Genomic DNA, 17,538 nt, shown 5'->3' with positions numbered 1-17,538 from the left:
GGCGCAAGCAGGTTTGAATGCCGCCATGAGTTCCGACGTTTTGCATCCTGACCTGCCTCGCTTTGTCTCTTTTGGCGAGGTGCGCGTTGATTTGCGTCGCGTCGGCGCGGACCAGTGGCGCAGCACTTGCGCCGGCGCGCCCTGGCAGGTGGCGATGGCGCTGTCCAGCCTGGGTGAGTTGAGTGCTTTTGCGGGTGCTATCAGTCGTGATGCCTTCGGTCGGGAGATCTGGCAAGCCTGCGCCGAGGCGCATCTTGATTTACGTTTTTTGCAGCAACTGCCCAAGCCGCCGCTGCTGCATTTCATCGAAGAGCCGCAGTCGGCCCGGCCACAGGGCTTGGGCGCCGAGGACAGCATCCTGATTGGCAGCGAGGCGGCCGATTTGTTTTTCCGGCCCGAGGGCTTGCCGGCGGGTTGGGTCAAGGCGCTGCGCTGGGCGCATTTCGGTGGCCTGGGCTTGGTGCGCGAACCGCTAGCTGGGCGCTTGAGTGCGTTGGCCGAGGGGCTGAAGGCCGAGGGCAAGAAGATCAGCTATGCGCCGGGCTATTGGTCCCTGATGGATTCGCGTTATGACGATATGTTGGAGCGGATGTGCCGCCTGGCCGATGTGATCGAGGTGAGCGAGGCCGAACTGTGTGCCTTGTTCCGTTGTGCCGACCATCATCTGGGCTTGGCCCAGATCAGTGCCTGGAATCCATGCGCCATCCTGCTTTTGAATACCCAGGCCGGGCGGACGTCAATTTTTGCCGGAGCGCAGGAGTGGAGTGCGGAGCCCTTGGCGCTCAATGAGGGCGATCAGGCAGACTTGGACGTCAGTGATGCGAGCATGGCCGGGTTGTTGGCCAGCTTGATGCGGCAGCCCAACGCGCTGCCCGACGAGCATTTGCGCTGGGCGGTGGCCGCGGCAGCGGCGGCGCGCTCTGCCAGCCCGGAGTACGCGCTGCCTCATGCTCAGCCCTGGACCCTGCCGCATGCCTTGGTGGCCACCTTGGCTGCCACGGTCAAGCCCAAGATCGGCGCCTGAACGCGGCGAGTTGGGGTTCGAGCGGCGGCGGCCCCTCAGGCTGCCTCAAGTCTGGCGTTTGCTGGCAACCAGGGTCTGCGGCCCTTTGACCTGCAGTGTGGGCCGTTCAGGCTCGGCCTCGGCCAGCGGCAGCACCTCGACCAGCGAGGCATGGCAGCGCAGGGTCAGGTCTTGATAGGTCTGTGTCCCGGACAGTTTCCAGGCTATTTCGGTCTCGCTCAACTCCCGCATCACCTTGGCCGGCAAGCCTGCGATGAGTGACTTCTCGGGCAGTTTGAGTCCGGCGCGCACAAAGGCGCAAGCGGCCACGATGCTGTAGGCGCCGACCTCGGCCTCGTCCATCACCACCGCGTTCATGCCCACCAGCGCGTCATGGCGGATGACGCAGCCATGCAGCACGGCGCCGTGGCCGATATGGCCATTCGTCTCCACCAGCGTCTCTGAGTCTGGGAAGCCATGGATCACGCAGCTGTCTTGAACATTGGCGCCCGTCTGCAGCACGATGCGACCAAAGTCGCCGCGCAGGCTGGCCAGCGGACCGATGTAGCAGCCGGGCCCGATGATCACATCACCAATCAGCACCGCGGTCGGGTGTACATAGGCGCTGGGGTGAACGACAGGAATCACGCCGTCGATGGCATAGCAGGGCATGAGGGTCACTTTCTGGCCAAGGGCCGGTCGGGGTGAGCGGGAATGCAAGGGCGGCAACAGAGGTTAGCGCTCAGGGGAGGGGGCACGTCCCGCGTCGAGATCAAGGGTTAACACCAGGGTGTGCAGACTTGCGCCAAGTCAAGGCCAACCTTACGATCTACCGACCGGTCGGTCAAGAGTGTTTGACGACAATCAAGAACGCAGCGCGTTGCGAAGCCGAGGCATTTTTCATGCAAGCAGACCCCCTGATCCTGGTTCACCAAGAAGGCGCCGTGCGCAGCTTGACGCTCAATCGCCCCGCCGCCTTGAATGCCTTCACGGCCGGCATGCTGGCGCAACTGCGCGCCTTGCTGAATGAGGCGGCCGAGGATGCTGGCGTGCGCTGCGTGCTCATCACCGGCGCGGGGCGTGGCTTTTGCGCCGGCCAGGATTTGTCGGACCCCTTGGTCAACCCACAGCTGCAGCCGGGCGAGTCGCCGAAGGACATCGGGCACCTGCTGGACGGCTATTACATTCCGCTTGCCTTGCGTCTGCGCAGCATGCCGGTGCCGGTGATTGCCGCCGTCAATGGAGTGGCGGCAGGCGCCGGGGCAAATTTCGCTCTGGGTTGTGATCTGGTGCTGGCCGGGCAGTCGGCGTCCTTCATCCAGGCCTTCTCCAAGATTGGGTTGATCCCGGACTGTGGCGGTACCTGGTTGCTGCCGCGGCTGGTGGGCCGCGCACGGGCGTTGCAGTTGGCCTTGCTGGGCGACAAGTTGCCGGCGGCCGAGGCGCAGGCCATGGGTTTGATTTACCGCTGCGTGGCCGATGAGGACTTGATGCCCGCGGCGCAGGCCCTGGCCCAGCGACTCAGCCAGATGCCGGTTAAGGCGATGGCCGAAACGCGCCAGGCCTTTGATCAGGCCGGTCTGCTGGAATTTGAGCAGGCCTTGAAGTTGGAGGCGGTGCTGCAAAGCCGGCTCGGCTTCGCCGACGACTACCAGGAGGGTGCCGCCGCCTTCCTGCAAAAGCGCGCCCCCAAGTTCACCGACAGATAGGCTGCGAACCATGACTTCACAAGAGATCGCCGAGGCCGTGCTGGCCGGCATGTTGGCGAATGACCGGGCCAGCAAGGCGCTGGGCATGGACGTGTTGTCGATCGGCCCCGGTTCCGCCACGGTGGCGATGACGGTGCGCGAAGACATGCTGAATGGCTTCGATATCTGCCATGGCGGCCTGCTGACCACCTTGGCCGATTCAACCTTTGCCTTTGCCTGCAACTCCTACAACGAGTTGACCGTGGCCTCCGGCTTCTCGATCGATATCGTCGCCCCCTCGCGCATGGGGGACCGCTTGAAGGCGGTCGCCAAGGAAATTTCCTTGGCTGGGCGCACCGGGGTCTATGACATCACCATCACCAACCAGGCCGATGAGTTGATTGCCGTGTTCCGTGGGCGCTCTTACCGCATCAAGGGCAAGCCGGTGGTGGCCCTGCACGGCCCCAGCGACTGAACCGTTTCATCCACCTTGCCTCAGCAAAGAGACCCGCATGCCCGCCAAGATACCCGCCCCCGGTGATTTGGAAGCGATCGAGACTGCCAGTCGCGACGAGTTGCAGGCCCTGCAATTGCAGCGGCTGCGCTGGAGCCTGCAACATGCCTATGCGAATGTGCCGCATTACAAGGCCGCCTTTGATGCGGCCGGTGTGCATCCGGATGATTTGCGCTCACTGGCCGACCTGAGCCGTTTCCCCTTCACCAGCAAGAAGGACCTGCGCGACAACTATCCTTTCGGCATGTTCGCGGTGCCGCGCGAGCAGGTGGTGCGTATCCACGCGTCCTCGGGCACCACCGGCAAGCCAACGGTGGTGGGCTACACCGCGCGCGACATCGACACCTGGGCGAATTTGGTGGCACGCTCGATCCGCGCCTCCGGCGGGCGGCCCGGCGATATGGTGCACATTGCCTATGGCTATGGCCTTTTTACCGGCGGTCTCGGCGCGCATTACGGCGCCGAGCGACTCGGTTGCACGGTGATTCCGATGTCGGGCGGGCAGACCGAGAAACAGGTGCAACTGATCCATGATTTCAGGCCCGACATCATCATGGCTACGCCCAGCTATATGCAGGTGGTCATCGAAGAATTCGCGCGCCAGGGCTTGGACGCTGCGGCATCGTCCCTGCGCATTGGCATCTTCGGTGCCGAGCCCTGGACCGAGGCGATGCGGCGCGAGATCGAAGTCAAGGCAGGCTTGGACGCGGTCGACATCTATGGCCTGTCCGAGGTGATGGGGCCAGGTGTTGCCAATGAATGCGTGGAAAGCAAGGACGGCCCGGTGATCTGGGAGGACCATTTCTACCCCGAGATCATCGACCCCGAGACCGGCGCTGTGTTGCCCGATGGCGCGGAGGGCGAATTGGTCTTCACCTCGCTGAGCAAAGAGGCGCTGCCCATCATCCGTTACCGCACCCGCGATCTGACCCGCCTGCTGCCGCCAAGCTCGAGAGCCATGCGCCGCATGGGCAAGATCGTGGGCCGCAGCGATGACATGCTGATCATCCGCGGCGTCAATATGTTCCCGACCCAGATCGAGGAACTGGTGCTGCAAGAGCCGCAACTCTCTGGCCAATACCAGATCGTGGTGAACAGAGAAGGTGCGCTCGATACGGTGCAAGTGCGCTGCGAGTTGCAAACCGATGCGCAGGGCGCCGATGTGGCGACCATTGCGGCCACGCTGCAGCATCGCATCAAGACCTTGATCGGCGTGTCGACCCAGGTGCTGGTCGGTGCGCCGGAATCGATCGAACGCACGCTGGTGGGCAAGGCCCGCCGCGTGATTGACATGCGGCCGCGCTGACAGCGCCGCAGCCAAGGAGCAAAAGAAGCATGTACACCCAAGCCATGAGCGTCGGCCCGCAAGACGTGGCCGCTCAAGTCAAGAGCCCCGAAGAGGCGGCCCGCGAGGCGGCCTTCGAGGCGCGCATCGATGCCGGCGACTTCATCGAAGCCAAGGACTGGATGCCCGAGCATTACCGCAAAACCTTGGTGCGTCAGATCAGCCAGCACGCGCATTCCGAAATCGTCGGCATGTTGCCCGAGGGCAACTGGATCAGCCGTGCGCCCACTTTGAAGCGCAAGGCGATTCTGCTTGCCAAGGTGCAGGACGAGGGCGGCCATGGCCTCTACCTGTATTCGGCCGCCGAGACCCTGGGCACCTCGCGCGACCAGATGCTCGAGGCGCTGCATTCGGGCAAGGCCAAGTACAGCTCGATCTTCAACTATCCGACCCTGAACTGGGCCGATATCGGCGTGATTGGCTGGCTGGTCGATGGCGCCGCCATCATGAATCAGGTGCCCTTGTGCCGTTGCTCTTTTGCGCCCTATGCCCGCGCCATGATCCGGGTCTGCCGTGAGGAGAGCTTCCACCAACGACAGGGTTATGAGTCCCTGCTGGTGATGATGCGCGATGGCACTGCCGAGCAACAGGCGATGGTGCAGGACGCCGTCAACCGCTGGTGGTGGCCCTCGCTGATGATGTTCGGCCCCGCCGACAAAGACTCGCCCAATTCCGAGCAGTCGATGCGCTGGGGCATCAAGCGCATCTCGAATGACCAGCTGCGCCAGAAGTTCGTTGACGCCACCGTGCCGCAGGCGCAGATCCTCGGCATCACGCTGCCCGACCCGGACCTGAAGTGGAACGAGGCCCGCGGTGAGCATGATTTTGGTGCCATCGACTGGGCCGAATTCTGGCGCGTCGTTGGCGGCGACGGCCCCTGCAACCGCGAGCGCCTGGCCGCCCGTGTGAAAGCCTGGGACGACGGCGCCTGGGTGCGCGAGGCCGCGCTGGCCCATGCCCGCAAGCAAGCCGCCCGCCAGACCCGGGCTGCCTGACCGCAACATCCCTGAACAGCAAAGAAAGCAAGCAGATCATGAGCGAGAACAAGCCAAGCGCACCCGCTGTCGCCCCGTCTAACGAATGGCCGCTGTGGGAAGTCTTTGTGCGCAGCAAGGCCGGGCTGGATCACAAGCATTGCGGCAGCCTGCATGCGGCCGACGCCAAGATGGCGATCCAGATGGCGCGCGAGGTCTACACCCGTCGCCAAGAAGGCTCCAGCATCTGGGTGGTGCTGTCGAACCAGATCGTCGCCTCGGACCCGGGCGAGAAGGGCATGTACTTCGATCCGATGGAAGACAAGGTGTACCGCCACCCGACCTTCTATCAGCTGCCCGATGCCATCAACCACATGTAAGCGCGCCGGTATGACACACGCATCGATTCAAGTCGGCAGCAGCCCGCAAGTCCACTATCTGCTGCGCCTTGCCGACAGCTGCTTGATCCTGGGCCAGCGCCTGGGTGAGTGGTGCGGCCATGGGCCCATCCTCGAAGAAGACCTGGCCTTGGCCAATATGGCGCTGGACCTGATTGGCCAGGCGCGGGCCTTGCTGACACGCGCCGCGCAACTGGACGGTCAAGGCCATGACGAAGACCAACTGGCCTTTCTGCGCGATGAGCGCCAGTACCTGAACCCTGTGTTGATGGAGCTGCCGCGTGGCGACTTTGCCTTCACTCAGCTGCGCAACTTCGCCGTGGCCACGTGGATGTTGCTGCTTTGGGGCCGTCTGCAACACAGCAGTGATGCCGAGGTGGCGGCGATTGCCGCCAAGGCGGTGAAGGAATCCGCCTATCACCAGCAGCATGCCGCCGACTGGGTGGTGCGCCTGGGCGATGGCACCGACGAATCGGCCGCCCGCATGCGCGAGGCCTTGGCTCAGCTCTGGCCCTTGTTCAACGAACTCTTTGACGCCGACGCGGTGGACGAGACGGCCGTGGCCCAGGGCCTTGGCCCGGCCTGGTCCGAGTTGCGTGCCGACTGGCAGGCGCAGATGAACGAGGTGCTGGCCGACGCGACCCTGGCCCACCCCAAGCCCAGCGCCTATGTGTCCGCCGGCCGCCGCGGCATCCACAGCGAGCATATGGGCCATCTGCTGGCCGAGATGCAATACCTGCAGCGCGCCTACCCCGGGGGCAAGTGGTGAATTTACCCCTCAGCGGCGCGCCGCCCACTGCATCCGCCTGCGGGCGTTTGGATGCGGCCTGGGAGGTCCTGCGTCAGATCCCCGACCCCGAGGTACCGGTGATCTCGCTGTGCGAGCTGGGCATCGTGCGCGACCTGCGTTTGCGTGAAGACGGCATCGAGGGCCTGGAGGTGGTGCTGACGCCCACCTACAGCGGCTGCCCGGCCACCGAGCTGATCCAAGACGATGTGCGTGCGGCGCTGGCGCCCTTCGGCGAGGTGCGCGTTACCTTGCAACGGGCGCCGGCCTGGACCACCGATTGGATCACTGCCGAGGGGCGCGAAAAACTGCGCGCCTATGGCATCGCGCCGCCGGGCCCAGTCGCGACCGGCAGCGCGCAACCGATTCGCTTGGTGCACCGCGCCGCGCTGACCCAGCTGGCTTGCCCGCGCTGCGGCAGCCTGCAAACCGAAAAGCTCTCGGCCTTTGGCTCGACCGCCTGCAAAGCGCTGTACCGCTGCCTGGCCTGCCGCGAGCCGTTTGAGCATTTCAAGCCCATCTGATTGTTTGATTCACAGAGACGGATCAAGACCATGAGTCTGCATTTCCATCCCCTGACCGTTCGCTCGGTCACCGCCGAAACCGATGAAGCGGTGGTTGTGGCCTTTGATGTGCCAGCCGCCTTGCAAAACGAGTTCCGCTTCACGCCGGGGCAATACCTGACCCTGCGCCACCACATCGATGGGCAGGATCTGCGCCGCTCTTACTCGATCTGCGCCGGTGCGGACGATGGCGAGTTGCGCGTCGGCGTGCGCCGGGTCGAGGGCGGCGCCTTTTCGACCTGGGTCAACCGCGAGCTCAAGGCCGGTGCGGTGATCGAGAGCTATCCGCCGCAAGGGCGTTTTGGCCTGCAAGCCCAGGCGGTGCAGGGCGCCCATCATCTGGGCATTGCGGCTGGTTCGGGCATCACGCCGATTCTGTCCCTCATGAAAACCTTGCTGGCGCGCGATCCGCAGTCTCGCTTTACGCTGATCTACGGCAACCGCGCCCAGGCCTCCACCATGTTCAAGGAGGAGATCGAGGATCTGAAAAACCGCTACATGACGCGGCTTTCGCTGCACCATGTGTTCTCGCGCGAGCATGTTGATGCGCCGCTGCTGGCGGGCCGCATCGATGCCGCCAAGCTGGGCGAATTTCTGCAGACACTGGTGCCGGCCGCCAGCATCGATCAGGCCTATATCTGCGGCCCCTTCGAGATGAACGATGCGGCCGAAGCCGCGCTGCGGGCCGCCGGGGTGGCCGAAGATCGCATCCATGTGGAACGCTTCGGTACCCTGGAGATGCAGTCCGGCAAGCCGGCGCCACACCAGGTTTTGGCCGGCGATGCCGACAGTGCGCGGGTCACCGTGATTCGTGATGGCCTGAGCCGCGAGATCGAATTTGCCAAGACCGACGCCAGTCTGCTCGACGCGGCCGCGCGTGCCGGCATGGACGTGCCTTTTTCCTGCAAGAGCGGCGTGTGTTCGACCTGCCGCTGCAAGCTGCTGGAGGGCGAGGTGCGCATGGACAAGAATTTCGCGCTCGACAAGGCCGAAGTGGCCGCCGGCTTCATCCTCAGCTGCCAGGCCCATGCCTTGACGCCGCGGGTGGTGATCTCGTTTGACGAACGCTGAAGCGGGGCTCAGACGCAGATGGCAAGAGGACGAGCCCCGGGCTTTGAAAATCAACGCGGCGAAATCCTGCGCGAAGCGGCGCGGCTGTTCGCTAACCAGGGCTACCCCGGCACGTCGATGAATGCGGTGGCCGAGGCCTGTGCGGTCAGCAAGCCCACGCTCTATCACTATGTGCGCGACAAGCATGAGCTCTTGATGCAAATCTGCGAGACCCATGTGCAATGGCTGGAGAGCCTGGTGATGGAGATCCAGGCGCAGGGGCTCGCCAATCGGCTCAGCCCCGAGGGGCTGTTGCGCAGCCTGATTGCGCGCTTTGTGCAGGCCTATGGGGAGGCACAGAACGAGCACCGGGTGCTGACCGAAGACGTGAAATTTCTGAATGACGAAGACCGGGCCCGGCTGCTTGAGATCGAGCGCCGTGTGGTGGCCGCCTTTGCCGATGCGGTGGCCGCCGTGCGGCCGGAGTTGCACGCCGCCAAGCTGCACAAGCCCTTGACCATGTTGCTGTTTGGCATGATCAACTGGACCTTCACCTGGCTCAAACCCGATGGTGAGTTGACCTATGAGGCGGTGGCCCCTATGGTGGCCGATCTGTTCTTCGGCGGGCTGGGCGCGGTGACGGCGACGCCGGCCTGAAACAAGTCTGTTTGCATCCCAATCGAGTATTCAACACAAGGAGACTGGCGAGATGAAAAAGCTGATCAAGCAATCACTTCCGGCGTTGTTGGCCAGCGCGGCTTTGTTGGGCCAGCTCGGCCTGATGGGCTCGGCGCGGGCCGACATCAATGTGGGCGTCACCGTTTCGGCCACTGGCCCGGCGGCCTCCTTGGGCATCCCGGAGAAAAACACCCTGAGTCTGATGCCGGCCACGATGGGCGGCCACAAGGTCAACTACATCGTGTTGGATGACGCCTCGGACACCACCGCCGCGGTGGCCAACACACGCAAGCTGATCACCGAGCACAAGGTCGATGTGATCATCGGATCAACCACCACGCCCAACTCCTTGGCCATGCTGGATGCGGTGGTTGAAGGCTCTACCGCAATGATCGCGATGGCGGCCTCGGCCCGCATCGTGGAGCCGGTCGATGCGAAAAAGCGCTGGGTCTTCAAGACGCCGCAGAACGACATCATGATGGCGCTGGCGATTGCCCAGCACATGGCCAGCGCGGGCGTCAAGACGGCCGGCTTCATCGGTTTTGCCGATGCCTATGGCGAGGGATGGTTCCAGGAGTTCAGCAAGATCGCCGACGTCAAGGGCATCAAGGTAGTGGCCTCAGAGCGTTATGCGCGCACCGATACCTCGGTCACCGGCCAAGTGCTCAAGCTGATGGCGGCCAAGCCCGATGCGGTGCTGATTGCCGGCTCTGGCACGCCCGCCGTGCTGCCGCAAAAGACCTTGAAGGAGCGTGGTTACGCTGGCAAGTACTACCAGACCCATGGTGTGGCTAACAATGATTTCCTGCGCGTCGGCGGCAAGGATGTCGAAGGCACTTTCCTGCCTTCAGGCGGCGTGCTGGTGGCGGCTCAGCTGCCGGCCGATCACCCGGTCAAGAAGAGCGCGCAGGACTATGTGAGCAAGTACGAGGCCGCCTTTGGCAAGGGCACGGTGTCAACCTTTGGCGGCCACGCCTGGGACGCCGGGCTCTTGTTGCAAGCGGCTGTGCCGGTCGCGCTGAAAAAGGCGCAACCGGGTACCCCAGCCTTCCGCGCCGCCCTGCGTGATGCCTTGGAGTCCGTCAAGGAACTGCCGGGCGCGCACGGTGTGTTCAATATGTCGCCGACCGACCATCTGGGCTTGGATCAGCGCGCCCGCGTGATGGTCAAGATCGAAAATGGCACCTGGAAATATCAGCCCTGAAGATTGCCGGTGTCAGTGTGAAAGCGAGCGAGCGCCCAAGGGTGCTCGCTCTTTGTTCGTGTAGTTTGTGAAATCGCTGTTTTGAGGTTGCCATCATGTCCTTCAGCCCCCCTATCCTCCAGAGTTTGATTGCCAACCGTTGGATCGGTAGCCAGGCGGCCCGCGCCTTGCACAGTGCCGTCAATGGCCGGCCGGTGGCGCTGACCCATGCAGACGAGATTGACTTCGGCGAGAGCCTGGCCTTTGCGCGGGGTCAGGCCTTGCCTGCGCTGCTGGCCCTGGATTTCCAGCAACGCGCCGCCCGGCTCAAGGCCCTGGCGACTTATCTGCTCGAGCGCAAGGAGGGCCTGTATGCCATCTCCGCCCACACCGGCGGCACGCGCAGCGACAACTGGATCGATATCGAGGGCGGCATCGGCACCTTGTTCGCCTACGCCAGCATCGGCCGGCGTGAGCTGCCGTCCAGCAATGTCTTTCACGAGGGCCCGGCCATCCCGCTGAGCAAGGAGGGGCAGTTCATCGGCTCCCACATCCTGGTGCCCAAGCGCGGCGTGGCGGTGCACATCAATGCCTTCAACTTCCCCATGTGGGGCATGTTGGAGAAGTTCGCGCCCAGCTTCCTGGCGGGCATGCCTTGCATCGTCAAGCCGGCCACCGCCACCTCCTTCGTGGCTGAAGCGTGCGTGCGTCTGATCCATGAAAGCGGCCTGCTGCCCGCCGGCAGCTTGCAGCTCATCGTAGGCGGCTCGGGTGATTTGCTGGACCGCCTGGAAGAGACCGATGTGGTCACTTTCACCGGCTCGGCCGACACGGCCGCCATGCTGCGCGTCAACAAAAACTTGATTGCACGCTCGATTCCCTTCAACGGCGAGGCGGACAGCTTGAACTGCGCCATCTTGGCGCCCGATGTGGAAGTGGGTGATCCCGAGTTCGAGCTCTTCGTCAAGGAAGTGGCGCGCGAGATGACGGCCAAGACCGGCCAGAAATGCACCGCCATCCGCCGCGCCATCGTGCCCACCCGCCACATCGATGCAGTGGCCGAGGCGCTGCGTGCGCGCCTGGCCAAGATCAAGGTCGGTGACCCGGCCGTGGACGGCGTGCGCATGGGCGCCCTGGCCTCCAAGGCCCAGCAGGCCGATGTGGCCGAGCGCGTGGCCTTGCTGAGTGCCGGCAATGAAGTCGTTTTCGGCGCCAAGGACGGCTTTGCGCCGGTGGGCGAGGGCGTGGGCGAGGGCGCGTTCTTCGCACCGACCTTGCTGCTTTGCCGCGATGCCTTTGCCAACGAGCAAGTCCACAACTTGGAAGCCTTCGGCCCGGTGTCCACCTTGATGCCTTACCAGGAGTTGGACGAGGCGCTGAGCTTGGCCGCCAAGGGTCGCGGCAGCCTGGTCGGCTCGGTGGTCACCAAGACCCCGGCGATTGCCGCTCAGGCGGTTTATCACGCCGCGGCCTTCCACGGCCGCCTGCTGGTGCTGGACCGCGATGCGGCCAAGGAGTCCACCGGCCACGGCTCGCCGCTGCCGCAGCTGAAGCATGGCGGCCCGGGCCGCGCCGGCGGTGGCGAAGAGTTGGGCGGCATCCGCTCGGTCAAACACTATCTGCAGCGCTGCGCCGTGCAGGGCAGCCCGACCATGCTGAGCGCCATCACCGGCGAGTACCAGCGAGGTGGCAAGGTGCAAGAAGATGCCGTCCATCCTTTCCGTAAGCACTTCGAAGAGATCCAGGTCGGCGATTCTCTGCTGACCCATCGCCGCACCGTCAGCGAGGCCGATATCGTCAATTTTGGCGGCGTCTCGGGTGACTATTTCTACATGCACTTCGACGAGGTGGCGGCCAAGGACACGCAGTTTGGCCAGCGCATCGCCCACGGCTACTTCGTGCTGTCGGCCGCGGCCGGCCTTTTTGTGTCGCCGGCTCCTGGCCCGGTGCTGGCCAATTACGGCCTCGACACCCTGCGCTTCGTGAACCCGGTGGCGATTGGCGACACCATCCAGGCGCGCCTCACTTGCAAACGCCGTATTGATCGCGGCAATCGCCCGGACCAGCCACCGCAAGGTGTGGTCGCCTGGGATGTGCAGGTGATGAACCAGCGTGGCGAGTTGGTGGCCAGTTATGACATCCTGACCCTGGTGGCCAAGAAGCCCGTTTGATGCCCTGCTGACAAGACTTGGCCGGCCGCGTGATACCGTGCCGGCCATGAACACGCATTTGAAGGCCGCCGAGGGCGCGCTGCTGAACGAAGAAGAGAGCTGGGTGCAGAGCGATCTGCTCTGGCGCGACGAGCGCTGGACCGCCCAGGTGATCAAGAACGAAGACGACGAAGGCTGGGCTGTGGCCATGACCTTGGCCGGCGAGGCCGAGCCCGCGCTGGTCGGGCCTTGGACCATGGGCCGCGACAAGAAGAACCCCAAGCCTTTGTCGGCGCCGGCTTTTCACACCCTGGTGAAGACCGCCTCCGAAGTGCTGCGCCGGCATGAGCAGCAATTGCATGCCCAGTTGCACAAGAGCCTGCGGGTGGACAGCGAACAGGGGCGGGTGCAGGTGATGTTGGACATCGTGCCCGATGAAGATAACCCTTATGCGCTGCTGAGTGCCCAGGACTTGAGTGGCGAGCTCTTGGCGCAAGTGCGCGTGTCGGCCGGCTTCAAGCTGAGCGAGCGCAGTGCGCAGGCATGGGTGGATGAGGGCTTTGCCAGGCCAGCGGGCGCGGGCGGAGACTGAGCGTTAAAGCACGCTCAGTGCGCCATAAGGCGTTTCAGCGCTGGGCTTTGGGCGAATCGACCGAGGCGTTCAGGTCAGCGCGACGGGCGCCGGTGAAGCGCTTGGCCCAGTAGGCTTCGCGCATATCTTCGACCCGCACGGCGCCGCCGACGCGGGGTGAGTGGATGAACTTGCCTTCGCCCACATAGATGCCCACGTGCGAGAAGGTGCGCTTCATGGTGTTGAAGAACACCAGATCGCCGGGCTTCAGCTCTTCGCGCTTGACTGTCAGCAGATTGGACATGCGGGCCTGCTCATCGGCTCGGTGCGGCAGCACCATGCCCACGCTCATCTCGAAGATGTGGCGGGTGAAACCGCTGCAGTCAAAGCCGCTTTCGACCGAGTTGCCGCCGCGGGTGTAGCGCACGCCGAGGAAGTTCATCGCCGACACCACCAGGCCAGAAGCGGCATCGCGCATCTGCTCCATCAAGCGGCTCGATTCTCCTTGGGCTTGAGCGAGCAAGCCCCGCTCTTGCAGAAATTTGCTGACCGGGTCGGTGGCAGCCCCCAATGCGGGCAAGCTCGGCAAACTGGACAAGCTTGGGAGTGCCACTGCCGTGGGGCTGGTGGCAACCGTATTGGTTGCAGCGGTGAGCGAAGTGCCACTGGATTTTTCAGCCGAATTCGGCGCCAGGTAGGCGGTTTTATGCATCTGCTGGCTCTGGCCCCAAGCCCCGGTCACCATGCCGGCCGGCTGGCCCGATGGATTCTGCGCCTGCGCCGAAGCAGCCAGCACCACGCCGGCCGCGCAAACCGTCAAGCGGCAGACAGACAAGAAACGGGGGATGGCAAAGAGGGGGCGGGAGCGGGCGTCGAGCATGGTGTTCGGCGCGCAGCTTAGGCGGGGGCTGTTTCGAGTGTCAAGCAAATAGGCGGCTCAGCAAGGGTAAGTCCGATCTAAATCAAGGCGCGGGGCCGGCAAGATGAAAGGAACTCAAGGTGAATTCAGGGTTATCCCTTATTTTACCGCATGCCTCATGCTTGCCTGAGGCGTCGCCTGGTTTGGGGGCTGACCTGGCGCAAGCTTTGCACGCTTTTGCCCTCAGGCTGTTGTTGCGGCGGGGCGGCAATTGGGCTGAGGTCAGTCTGCAGTCAGTCGCGGCTCATGAAATGTCTGCTCATCGAATTGCGTTCATTGGAGCCCTGTATGCCCACTCAAAGCTACGCCCAGTTTCATCAGCGCTCGCTCAGCGAGCCGGATCTGTTTTGGGCCGAGCAAGCGGAATTGATCGAGTGGCACAAGCCGGCCGAGCAGATCTGTGATTACAGCAAGCCGCCGTTTGCGCGCTGGTTCGTCGGCGGGCAGACCAATCTGTGCCACAACGCGGTCGACAGGCATGCGCGCGATCGGCCGGCAGATAGGGCGCTGATCTGGGTTTCGACCGAGGTCGAGCAGGAGCGGGTTTATAGCTTTGCCGAACTGCAGGCCGAGGTGGAGTGCATGGCCGCCATCTTGCTGGCCCAAGGGGTGCAGCAGGGTGACCGCGTGCTGGTCTATATGCCGATGATCCCGGAGGCTGCTTTTGCGATGCTGGCCTGCGCCCGCATCGGGGCCATCCATTCGGTGGTGTTTGGCGGCTTTGCCAGTCACAGTCTGGCCAGCCGCATCGATGACGCCACGCCCAAGCTGATCATCAGCGCCGACGCCGGCAGCCGCTCGGGCAAGGTCGTGCCCTACAAGCATTTGCTGGATGAGGCGATTGAATTGGCGCAGCACAAGCCCGCGGCTGTGCTGCTGGTGGATCGCGGCCTGGCGCCCATGCAGCGTGTCGCTCAGCGCGATTTGGACTATGCCGCGCTGCGCACTCAGCATGCCGGGGCGCATGTGGCTTGCGTCTGGCTCGATGCCGGTCACCCCAGCTACACCCTCTACACCAGCGGTACCACCGGCAAGCCCAAAGGCGTGCAGCGCGACACCGGCGGCTACGCGGTGGCCTTGGCCGCCAGCATGCAGCACATCTTCGGCGGCCGCAGCGGTGAAACCTTTTTCTCCACCAGCGACATCGGCTGGGTGGTGGGCCACAGCTACATCATCTACGGCCCCTTGCTGGCCGGCATGGCCACCCTGATGTTCGAGGGCCTGCCGACCCGCCCCGACGCGGGCATCTGGTGGAGCCTGGTCGAGCGCTACAAGGTCAGCCTGATGTTCAGCGCGCCGACGGCGATACGGGTCTTGAAGAAGCAGGATCCTGCCTATTTGAAGCGTTATGACCTGAGCTCGCTGCGTGGCCTGTTTCTGGCCGGTGAACCGCTTGACGAGCCGACCAGCGCCTGGATCGCCGAGGGCTTGGGCGTGCCCATCATCGACAACTACTGGCAGACCGAGACCGGTTGGCCCATCCTGTCCTTGGCCAATAGCGTGGCCGGGGTGCTGCCGCAGGCCAGTCGGCTCGGCTCGCCCGGCGTGCCGATGTATGGCTATCGTGTCAAGTTGCTGGACGAGGGCAGTGGCGAGGAATTGCTCGGCCCGAATCAGAAGGGCGTGCTGGCCATTGAGGGGCCACTGCCGCCCGGCTGTTTGCAAACGGTGTGGGGCGACGATGCGCGCTTCGTCAACACTTATTGGTCCAGCATTCCGGGGCGTCAGGTCTATTCGACCTTTGATTGGGGCGTGCGCGACGCCGATGGCTATTACTTCATCCTCGGCCGTACCGACGATGTGATCAATGTTGCCGGCCACCGCCTCGGGACACGCGAAATCGAGGAGAGCATCGCAAGCCATCCGAATGTGGCCGAGGTGGCCGTGGTCGGCGTGGCCGACGCTCTGAAGGGGCAGGTTGCGATGGCTTTTGCGGTCTTGAAGGACGCGAGTTTGGCCGCCAGCCCGGAAGGCGCACAGAAGCAAGAGGCCGAGATCATGAAGCGCGTCGATGAACAACTTGGCGCGGTGGCTCGGCCGGCGCGGGTGCGTTTTGTCAGCGTGCTGCCGAAGACGCGCTCGGGCAAGCTGCTGCGCCGCGCCATTCAGGCGGTGTGCGAGTCCCGCGATCCGGGCGACCTGACCACCATCGAGGACCCCAGCGCCTTGCAACAGATCAAGGCCATGCTGAGTTGATGTGTCTTGGCATCTGCCGCCTCGACGTTCAAATTACCGCTTACCGAAGAAGCTCGTCGTTCGTTCATTTTGTACCCTGACAATCCACACTCGATGGCGATGGGTCATCGAGTGTTTGAGTTCACAGGGAGATAGAAAATGAGTTTGATGGATTCTTTGCTGGGCTTGGCCCAACAGGCCTTGGTCGGTCAAGGCGGGGCCGTGGGCGGCGGCGGTGCCGACTGGGTGGGCATTGTGTCGGGCCTGCTGGCCAATGGTTCGGCGCATGGCGGCATGGGCGGTTTGCTGGAAAAGCTGGCCGGGGCCGGGCTTGGTGAGCAGGTCAAGTCCTGGGTGTCGACTGGAGCCAATTTGCCGGTCTCTGGCGAACAACTCAGCGCCGCCTTGGGTGGCAATCTGATGGATCAGTTGACGGCGCAAAGTGGCGCCTCGCACGCCGATGTTGGCGCCATCCTGAGCCAGATGCTGCCGCAGATCATCGACAAGTTGACGCCGCATGGTGAAGTGCCCGCTGCCGGCGCCGGCAATATCGGCGACCTGAGCAGCTTGCTGGGTGGTCTGCTGAAGGCCTAATTGCTGCCTCGACGGGCTGCAGCGGATGGGCGGTGAATGTCTTAGCGCCGCCAGTCCGTTTCAATGAAACGCAGCACGCTGTCCTCATGGTGGGGGCCGATCACCTGATGGGCCTCTTCCTTGACGGCCGCGATGGCATTGCCGACCGCAATGCCCCGATGCGCGGCGCGTAGCATCTTGATGTCGTTGACATGGTCGCCAAAGACCACCACTTCGCGGTCGTGCAGGCCGTAGCGCTCGGCCAAGGTCTTGATGCCCTGGTCTTTGGTGGCGCGCCGGTCGTGCACCGTCAACCAGGGCCAGCCGGGTTTGTAGAGATCTTCAGCCAGATGCGTTTCAACCGCGTCGCCACACAGCGCATCGATCTCGGCCTGTAGCGCGGCCAAGGGTGCTTCGCGCTCCACCACCACAAAGGTCACCGCCGGGTCATGAAGTTCGTCTTGCAGGCGAGCGCTGTGGCGCAAGCGTGGGTCGGCATTGCGCAGGCGCTCATCGACAAAGCTCTGCTGCGCCTCGTTGTGCACCGACTGGTAAAACAACTGGTCGCCCTTGGGTCCATGCGTGGAGATGAAGGGCATCAGGCCATGGCGCTCAATCAAGGCCAGCACAGCGCGGGCCAAATCGGGTTCCATGGCGTGCACCAACTCATGCCGGCAACTGGCCATCTCGCTGATGTAGGCGCCGTTCGATGAAATCACCGGCAGGCGTAGCGGCAGGTCGCCGAGGATGTTGCGGATCGAGCTGACATGGCGTGCGCTGGCCACGGTGAACAGCAGGCCTTCATTGAGCAGCCGCACCAGGCCGGCGCGGGTGCTGGGGGCGAGGCGTCCTTGGGCATCGAGCAAGGTACCGTCGAGATCGGAAACGTAAAGCGTCATGAGGGCTGCAATTGTCGCAAACAAGAAAGAACAAGGGCGGCCCGCAGGCCGCCCTTGGATGAAGTGCC

Annotated in this window: 18 protein-coding genes; 15 read left to right on the top strand and 3 right to left on the bottom strand. The window is 63.8% G+C overall.

Going from position 1 to position 17,538, the window contains the following annotated elements; all coding sequences use genetic code 11:
* Positions 1-25 precede the first annotated feature (25 nt).
* Positions 26-1,024: a PfkB family carbohydrate kinase gene (locus WG899_RS07555; RefSeq protein WP_339595014.1), complete on the top strand. Its 999-nt coding sequence runs from the start codon at positions 26-28 to the stop codon at positions 1,022-1,024.
* 45 nt (positions 1,025-1,069) lie between these two features.
* Here the strand turns inward: WG899_RS07555 and WG899_RS07550 are convergent, their stop codons facing one another.
* On the bottom strand, positions 1,070-1,675 hold the full coding sequence (locus tag WG899_RS07550) for a phenylacetic acid degradation protein PaaY (protein ID WP_339595013.1): 606 nt from the start codon (positions 1,673-1,675) through the stop codon (positions 1,070-1,072).
* Between the two features lie 230 nt (positions 1,676-1,905).
* Between WG899_RS07550 and WG899_RS07545 the strand changes: the two genes are divergently transcribed.
* From WG899_RS07545 to WG899_RS07490, 12 genes are all read left to right on the top strand, one after another.
* Complete coding sequence (locus WG899_RS07545) at positions 1,906-2,712, top strand: enoyl-CoA hydratase-related protein (protein WP_339595012.1); 807 nt, start codon at positions 1,906-1,908, stop codon at positions 2,710-2,712.
* A gap of 10 nt (positions 2,713-2,722) precedes the next feature.
* Positions 2,723-3,166 (top strand): hydroxyphenylacetyl-CoA thioesterase PaaI, encoded by a 444-nt coding sequence (paaI, locus tag WG899_RS07540; RefSeq protein WP_339595011.1) that lies wholly within the window; start codon positions 2,723-2,725, stop codon positions 3,164-3,166.
* A 37-nt stretch (positions 3,167-3,203) separates the two neighbouring features.
* Positions 3,204-4,511, top strand: a complete 1,308-nt coding sequence (gene paaK, locus WG899_RS07535) for a phenylacetate--CoA ligase PaaK (RefSeq protein WP_339595010.1) — start codon at positions 3,204-3,206, stop codon at positions 4,509-4,511.
* A 29-nt stretch (positions 4,512-4,540) separates the two neighbouring features.
* Entirely contained in the window at positions 4,541-5,545 is a 1,005-nt protein-coding gene (paaA, locus tag WG899_RS07530) for a 1,2-phenylacetyl-CoA epoxidase subunit PaaA (RefSeq protein ID WP_339595009.1), read from the top strand.
* Between the two features lie 38 nt (positions 5,546-5,583).
* Positions 5,584-5,904, top strand: coding sequence for a 1,2-phenylacetyl-CoA epoxidase subunit PaaB (paaB, locus tag WG899_RS07525; RefSeq protein WP_339595008.1), 321 nt, complete (start codon positions 5,584-5,586; stop codon positions 5,902-5,904).
* Between the two features lie 10 nt (positions 5,905-5,914).
* Positions 5,915-6,691: a 1,2-phenylacetyl-CoA epoxidase subunit PaaC gene (gene paaC / locus WG899_RS07520; RefSeq protein WP_339595007.1), complete on the top strand. Its 777-nt coding sequence runs from the start codon at positions 5,915-5,917 to the stop codon at positions 6,689-6,691.
* On the top strand, positions 6,688-7,233 hold the full coding sequence (gene paaD / locus WG899_RS07515) for a 1,2-phenylacetyl-CoA epoxidase subunit PaaD (RefSeq protein ID WP_339595006.1): 546 nt from the start codon (positions 6,688-6,690) through the stop codon (positions 7,231-7,233). Before paaC ends, paaD begins: the two co-directional genes overlap by 4 nt.
* A gap of 30 nt (positions 7,234-7,263) precedes the next feature.
* A complete protein-coding gene (paaE, locus tag WG899_RS07510; protein WP_339595005.1) occupies positions 7,264-8,343 on the top strand; it encodes a 1,2-phenylacetyl-CoA epoxidase subunit PaaE in 1,080 nt (359 codons plus the stop codon).
* A gap of 18 nt (positions 8,344-8,361) precedes the next feature.
* The gene (locus WG899_RS07505) at positions 8,362-8,979 is read left to right on the top strand and encodes a TetR/AcrR family transcriptional regulator (protein ID WP_339595004.1); all 618 of its coding nucleotides are present in this window, start codon (positions 8,362-8,364) and stop codon (positions 8,977-8,979) included.
* 52 nt (positions 8,980-9,031) lie between these two features.
* The gene (locus tag WG899_RS07500; protein WP_339595003.1) at positions 9,032-10,204 is read left to right on the top strand and encodes an ABC transporter substrate-binding protein; all 1,173 of its coding nucleotides are present in this window, start codon (positions 9,032-9,034) and stop codon (positions 10,202-10,204) included.
* 95 nt (positions 10,205-10,299) lie between these two features.
* Entirely contained in the window at positions 10,300-12,354 is a 2,055-nt protein-coding gene (paaZ, locus tag WG899_RS07495) for a phenylacetic acid degradation bifunctional protein PaaZ (RefSeq protein WP_339595002.1), read from the top strand.
* A gap of 46 nt (positions 12,355-12,400) precedes the next feature.
* Positions 12,401-12,925: a hypothetical protein gene (locus WG899_RS07490; RefSeq protein ID WP_339595001.1), complete on the top strand. Its 525-nt coding sequence runs from the start codon at positions 12,401-12,403 to the stop codon at positions 12,923-12,925.
* Between the two features lie 34 nt (positions 12,926-12,959).
* On the opposite strand, the gene WG899_RS07485 is transcribed toward WG899_RS07490, so the two are convergent.
* Positions 12,960-13,784: a C40 family peptidase gene (locus WG899_RS07485; protein WP_339595000.1), complete on the bottom strand. Its 825-nt coding sequence runs from the start codon at positions 13,782-13,784 to the stop codon at positions 12,960-12,962.
* A 327-nt stretch (positions 13,785-14,111) separates the two neighbouring features.
* Between WG899_RS07485 and WG899_RS07480 the strand changes: the two genes are divergently transcribed.
* A complete protein-coding gene (locus WG899_RS07480) occupies positions 14,112-16,019 on the top strand; it encodes a propionate--CoA ligase (RefSeq protein ID WP_339594999.1) in 1,908 nt (635 codons plus the stop codon).
* 138 nt (positions 16,020-16,157) lie between these two features.
* Positions 16,158-16,592 (top strand): YidB family protein, encoded by a 435-nt coding sequence (locus WG899_RS07475; RefSeq protein WP_339594998.1) that lies wholly within the window; start codon positions 16,158-16,160, stop codon positions 16,590-16,592.
* A gap of 41 nt (positions 16,593-16,633) precedes the next feature.
* On the opposite strand, the gene WG899_RS07470 is transcribed toward WG899_RS07475, so the two are convergent.
* Positions 16,634-17,470 carry an HAD family hydrolase gene (locus WG899_RS07470; RefSeq protein WP_339594997.1) on the bottom strand — a complete coding sequence of 279 codons (837 nt, stop codon included), beginning with the start codon at positions 17,468-17,470 and terminating at the stop codon, positions 16,634-16,636.
* Between the last annotated feature and the right edge of the window lie 68 nt (positions 17,471-17,538).

Source organism: Paucibacter hankyongi (assembly GCF_037482915.1).
GTDB lineage: Bacteria > Pseudomonadota > Gammaproteobacteria > Burkholderiales > Burkholderiaceae_C > Paucibacter_A > Paucibacter_A hankyongi.
This window is presented reverse-complemented; position numbering and strand designations above follow the sequence as displayed.

Excerpts from the sequence above, each read along its gene's own strand:
- WG899_RS07490 (WP_339595001.1), top strand. The coding sequence starts at position 12,401 with ATGAACACGCATTTGAAGGCCGCCGAGGGCGCGCTGCTGAACGAAGAA.
- WG899_RS07500 (WP_339595003.1), top strand. The coding sequence starts at position 9,032 with ATGAAAAAGCTGATCAAGCAATCACTTCCGGCGTTGTTGGCCAGCGCG.
- WG899_RS07470 (WP_339594997.1), bottom strand. The coding sequence starts at position 17,470 with ATGACGCTTTACGTTTCCGATCTCGACGGTACCTTGCTCGATGCCCAA.
- paaZ (WP_339595002.1), top strand. The coding sequence starts at position 10,300 with ATGTCCTTCAGCCCCCCTATCCTCCAGAGTTTGATTGCCAACCGTTGG.
- WG899_RS07480 (WP_339594999.1), top strand. The coding sequence starts at position 14,112 with ATGCCCACTCAAAGCTACGCCCAGTTTCATCAGCGCTCGCTCAGCGAG.
- WG899_RS07545 (WP_339595012.1), top strand. The coding sequence starts at position 1,906 with ATGCAAGCAGACCCCCTGATCCTGGTTCACCAAGAAGGCGCCGTGCGC.
- paaE (WP_339595005.1), top strand. The coding sequence starts at position 7,264 with ATGAGTCTGCATTTCCATCCCCTGACCGTTCGCTCGGTCACCGCCGAA.
- paaI (WP_339595011.1), top strand. The coding sequence starts at position 2,723 with ATGACTTCACAAGAGATCGCCGAGGCCGTGCTGGCCGGCATGTTGGCG.
- paaA (WP_339595009.1), top strand. The coding sequence starts at position 4,541 with ATGTACACCCAAGCCATGAGCGTCGGCCCGCAAGACGTGGCCGCTCAA.
- paaB (WP_339595008.1), top strand. The coding sequence starts at position 5,584 with ATGAGCGAGAACAAGCCAAGCGCACCCGCTGTCGCCCCGTCTAACGAA.
- paaK (WP_339595010.1), top strand. The coding sequence starts at position 3,204 with ATGCCCGCCAAGATACCCGCCCCCGGTGATTTGGAAGCGATCGAGACT.
- paaC (WP_339595007.1), top strand. The coding sequence starts at position 5,915 with ATGACACACGCATCGATTCAAGTCGGCAGCAGCCCGCAAGTCCACTAT.
- WG899_RS07505 (WP_339595004.1), top strand. The coding sequence starts at position 8,362 with ATGGCAAGAGGACGAGCCCCGGGCTTTGAAAATCAACGCGGCGAAATC.
- WG899_RS07550 (WP_339595013.1), bottom strand. The coding sequence starts at position 1,675 with ATGCCCTGCTATGCCATCGACGGCGTGATTCCTGTCGTTCACCCCAGC.
- WG899_RS07485 (WP_339595000.1), bottom strand. The coding sequence starts at position 13,784 with ATGCTCGACGCCCGCTCCCGCCCCCTCTTTGCCATCCCCCGTTTCTTG.
- WG899_RS07475 (WP_339594998.1), top strand. The coding sequence starts at position 16,158 with ATGAGTTTGATGGATTCTTTGCTGGGCTTGGCCCAACAGGCCTTGGTC.
- WG899_RS07555 (WP_339595014.1), top strand. The coding sequence starts at position 26 with ATGAGTTCCGACGTTTTGCATCCTGACCTGCCTCGCTTTGTCTCTTTT.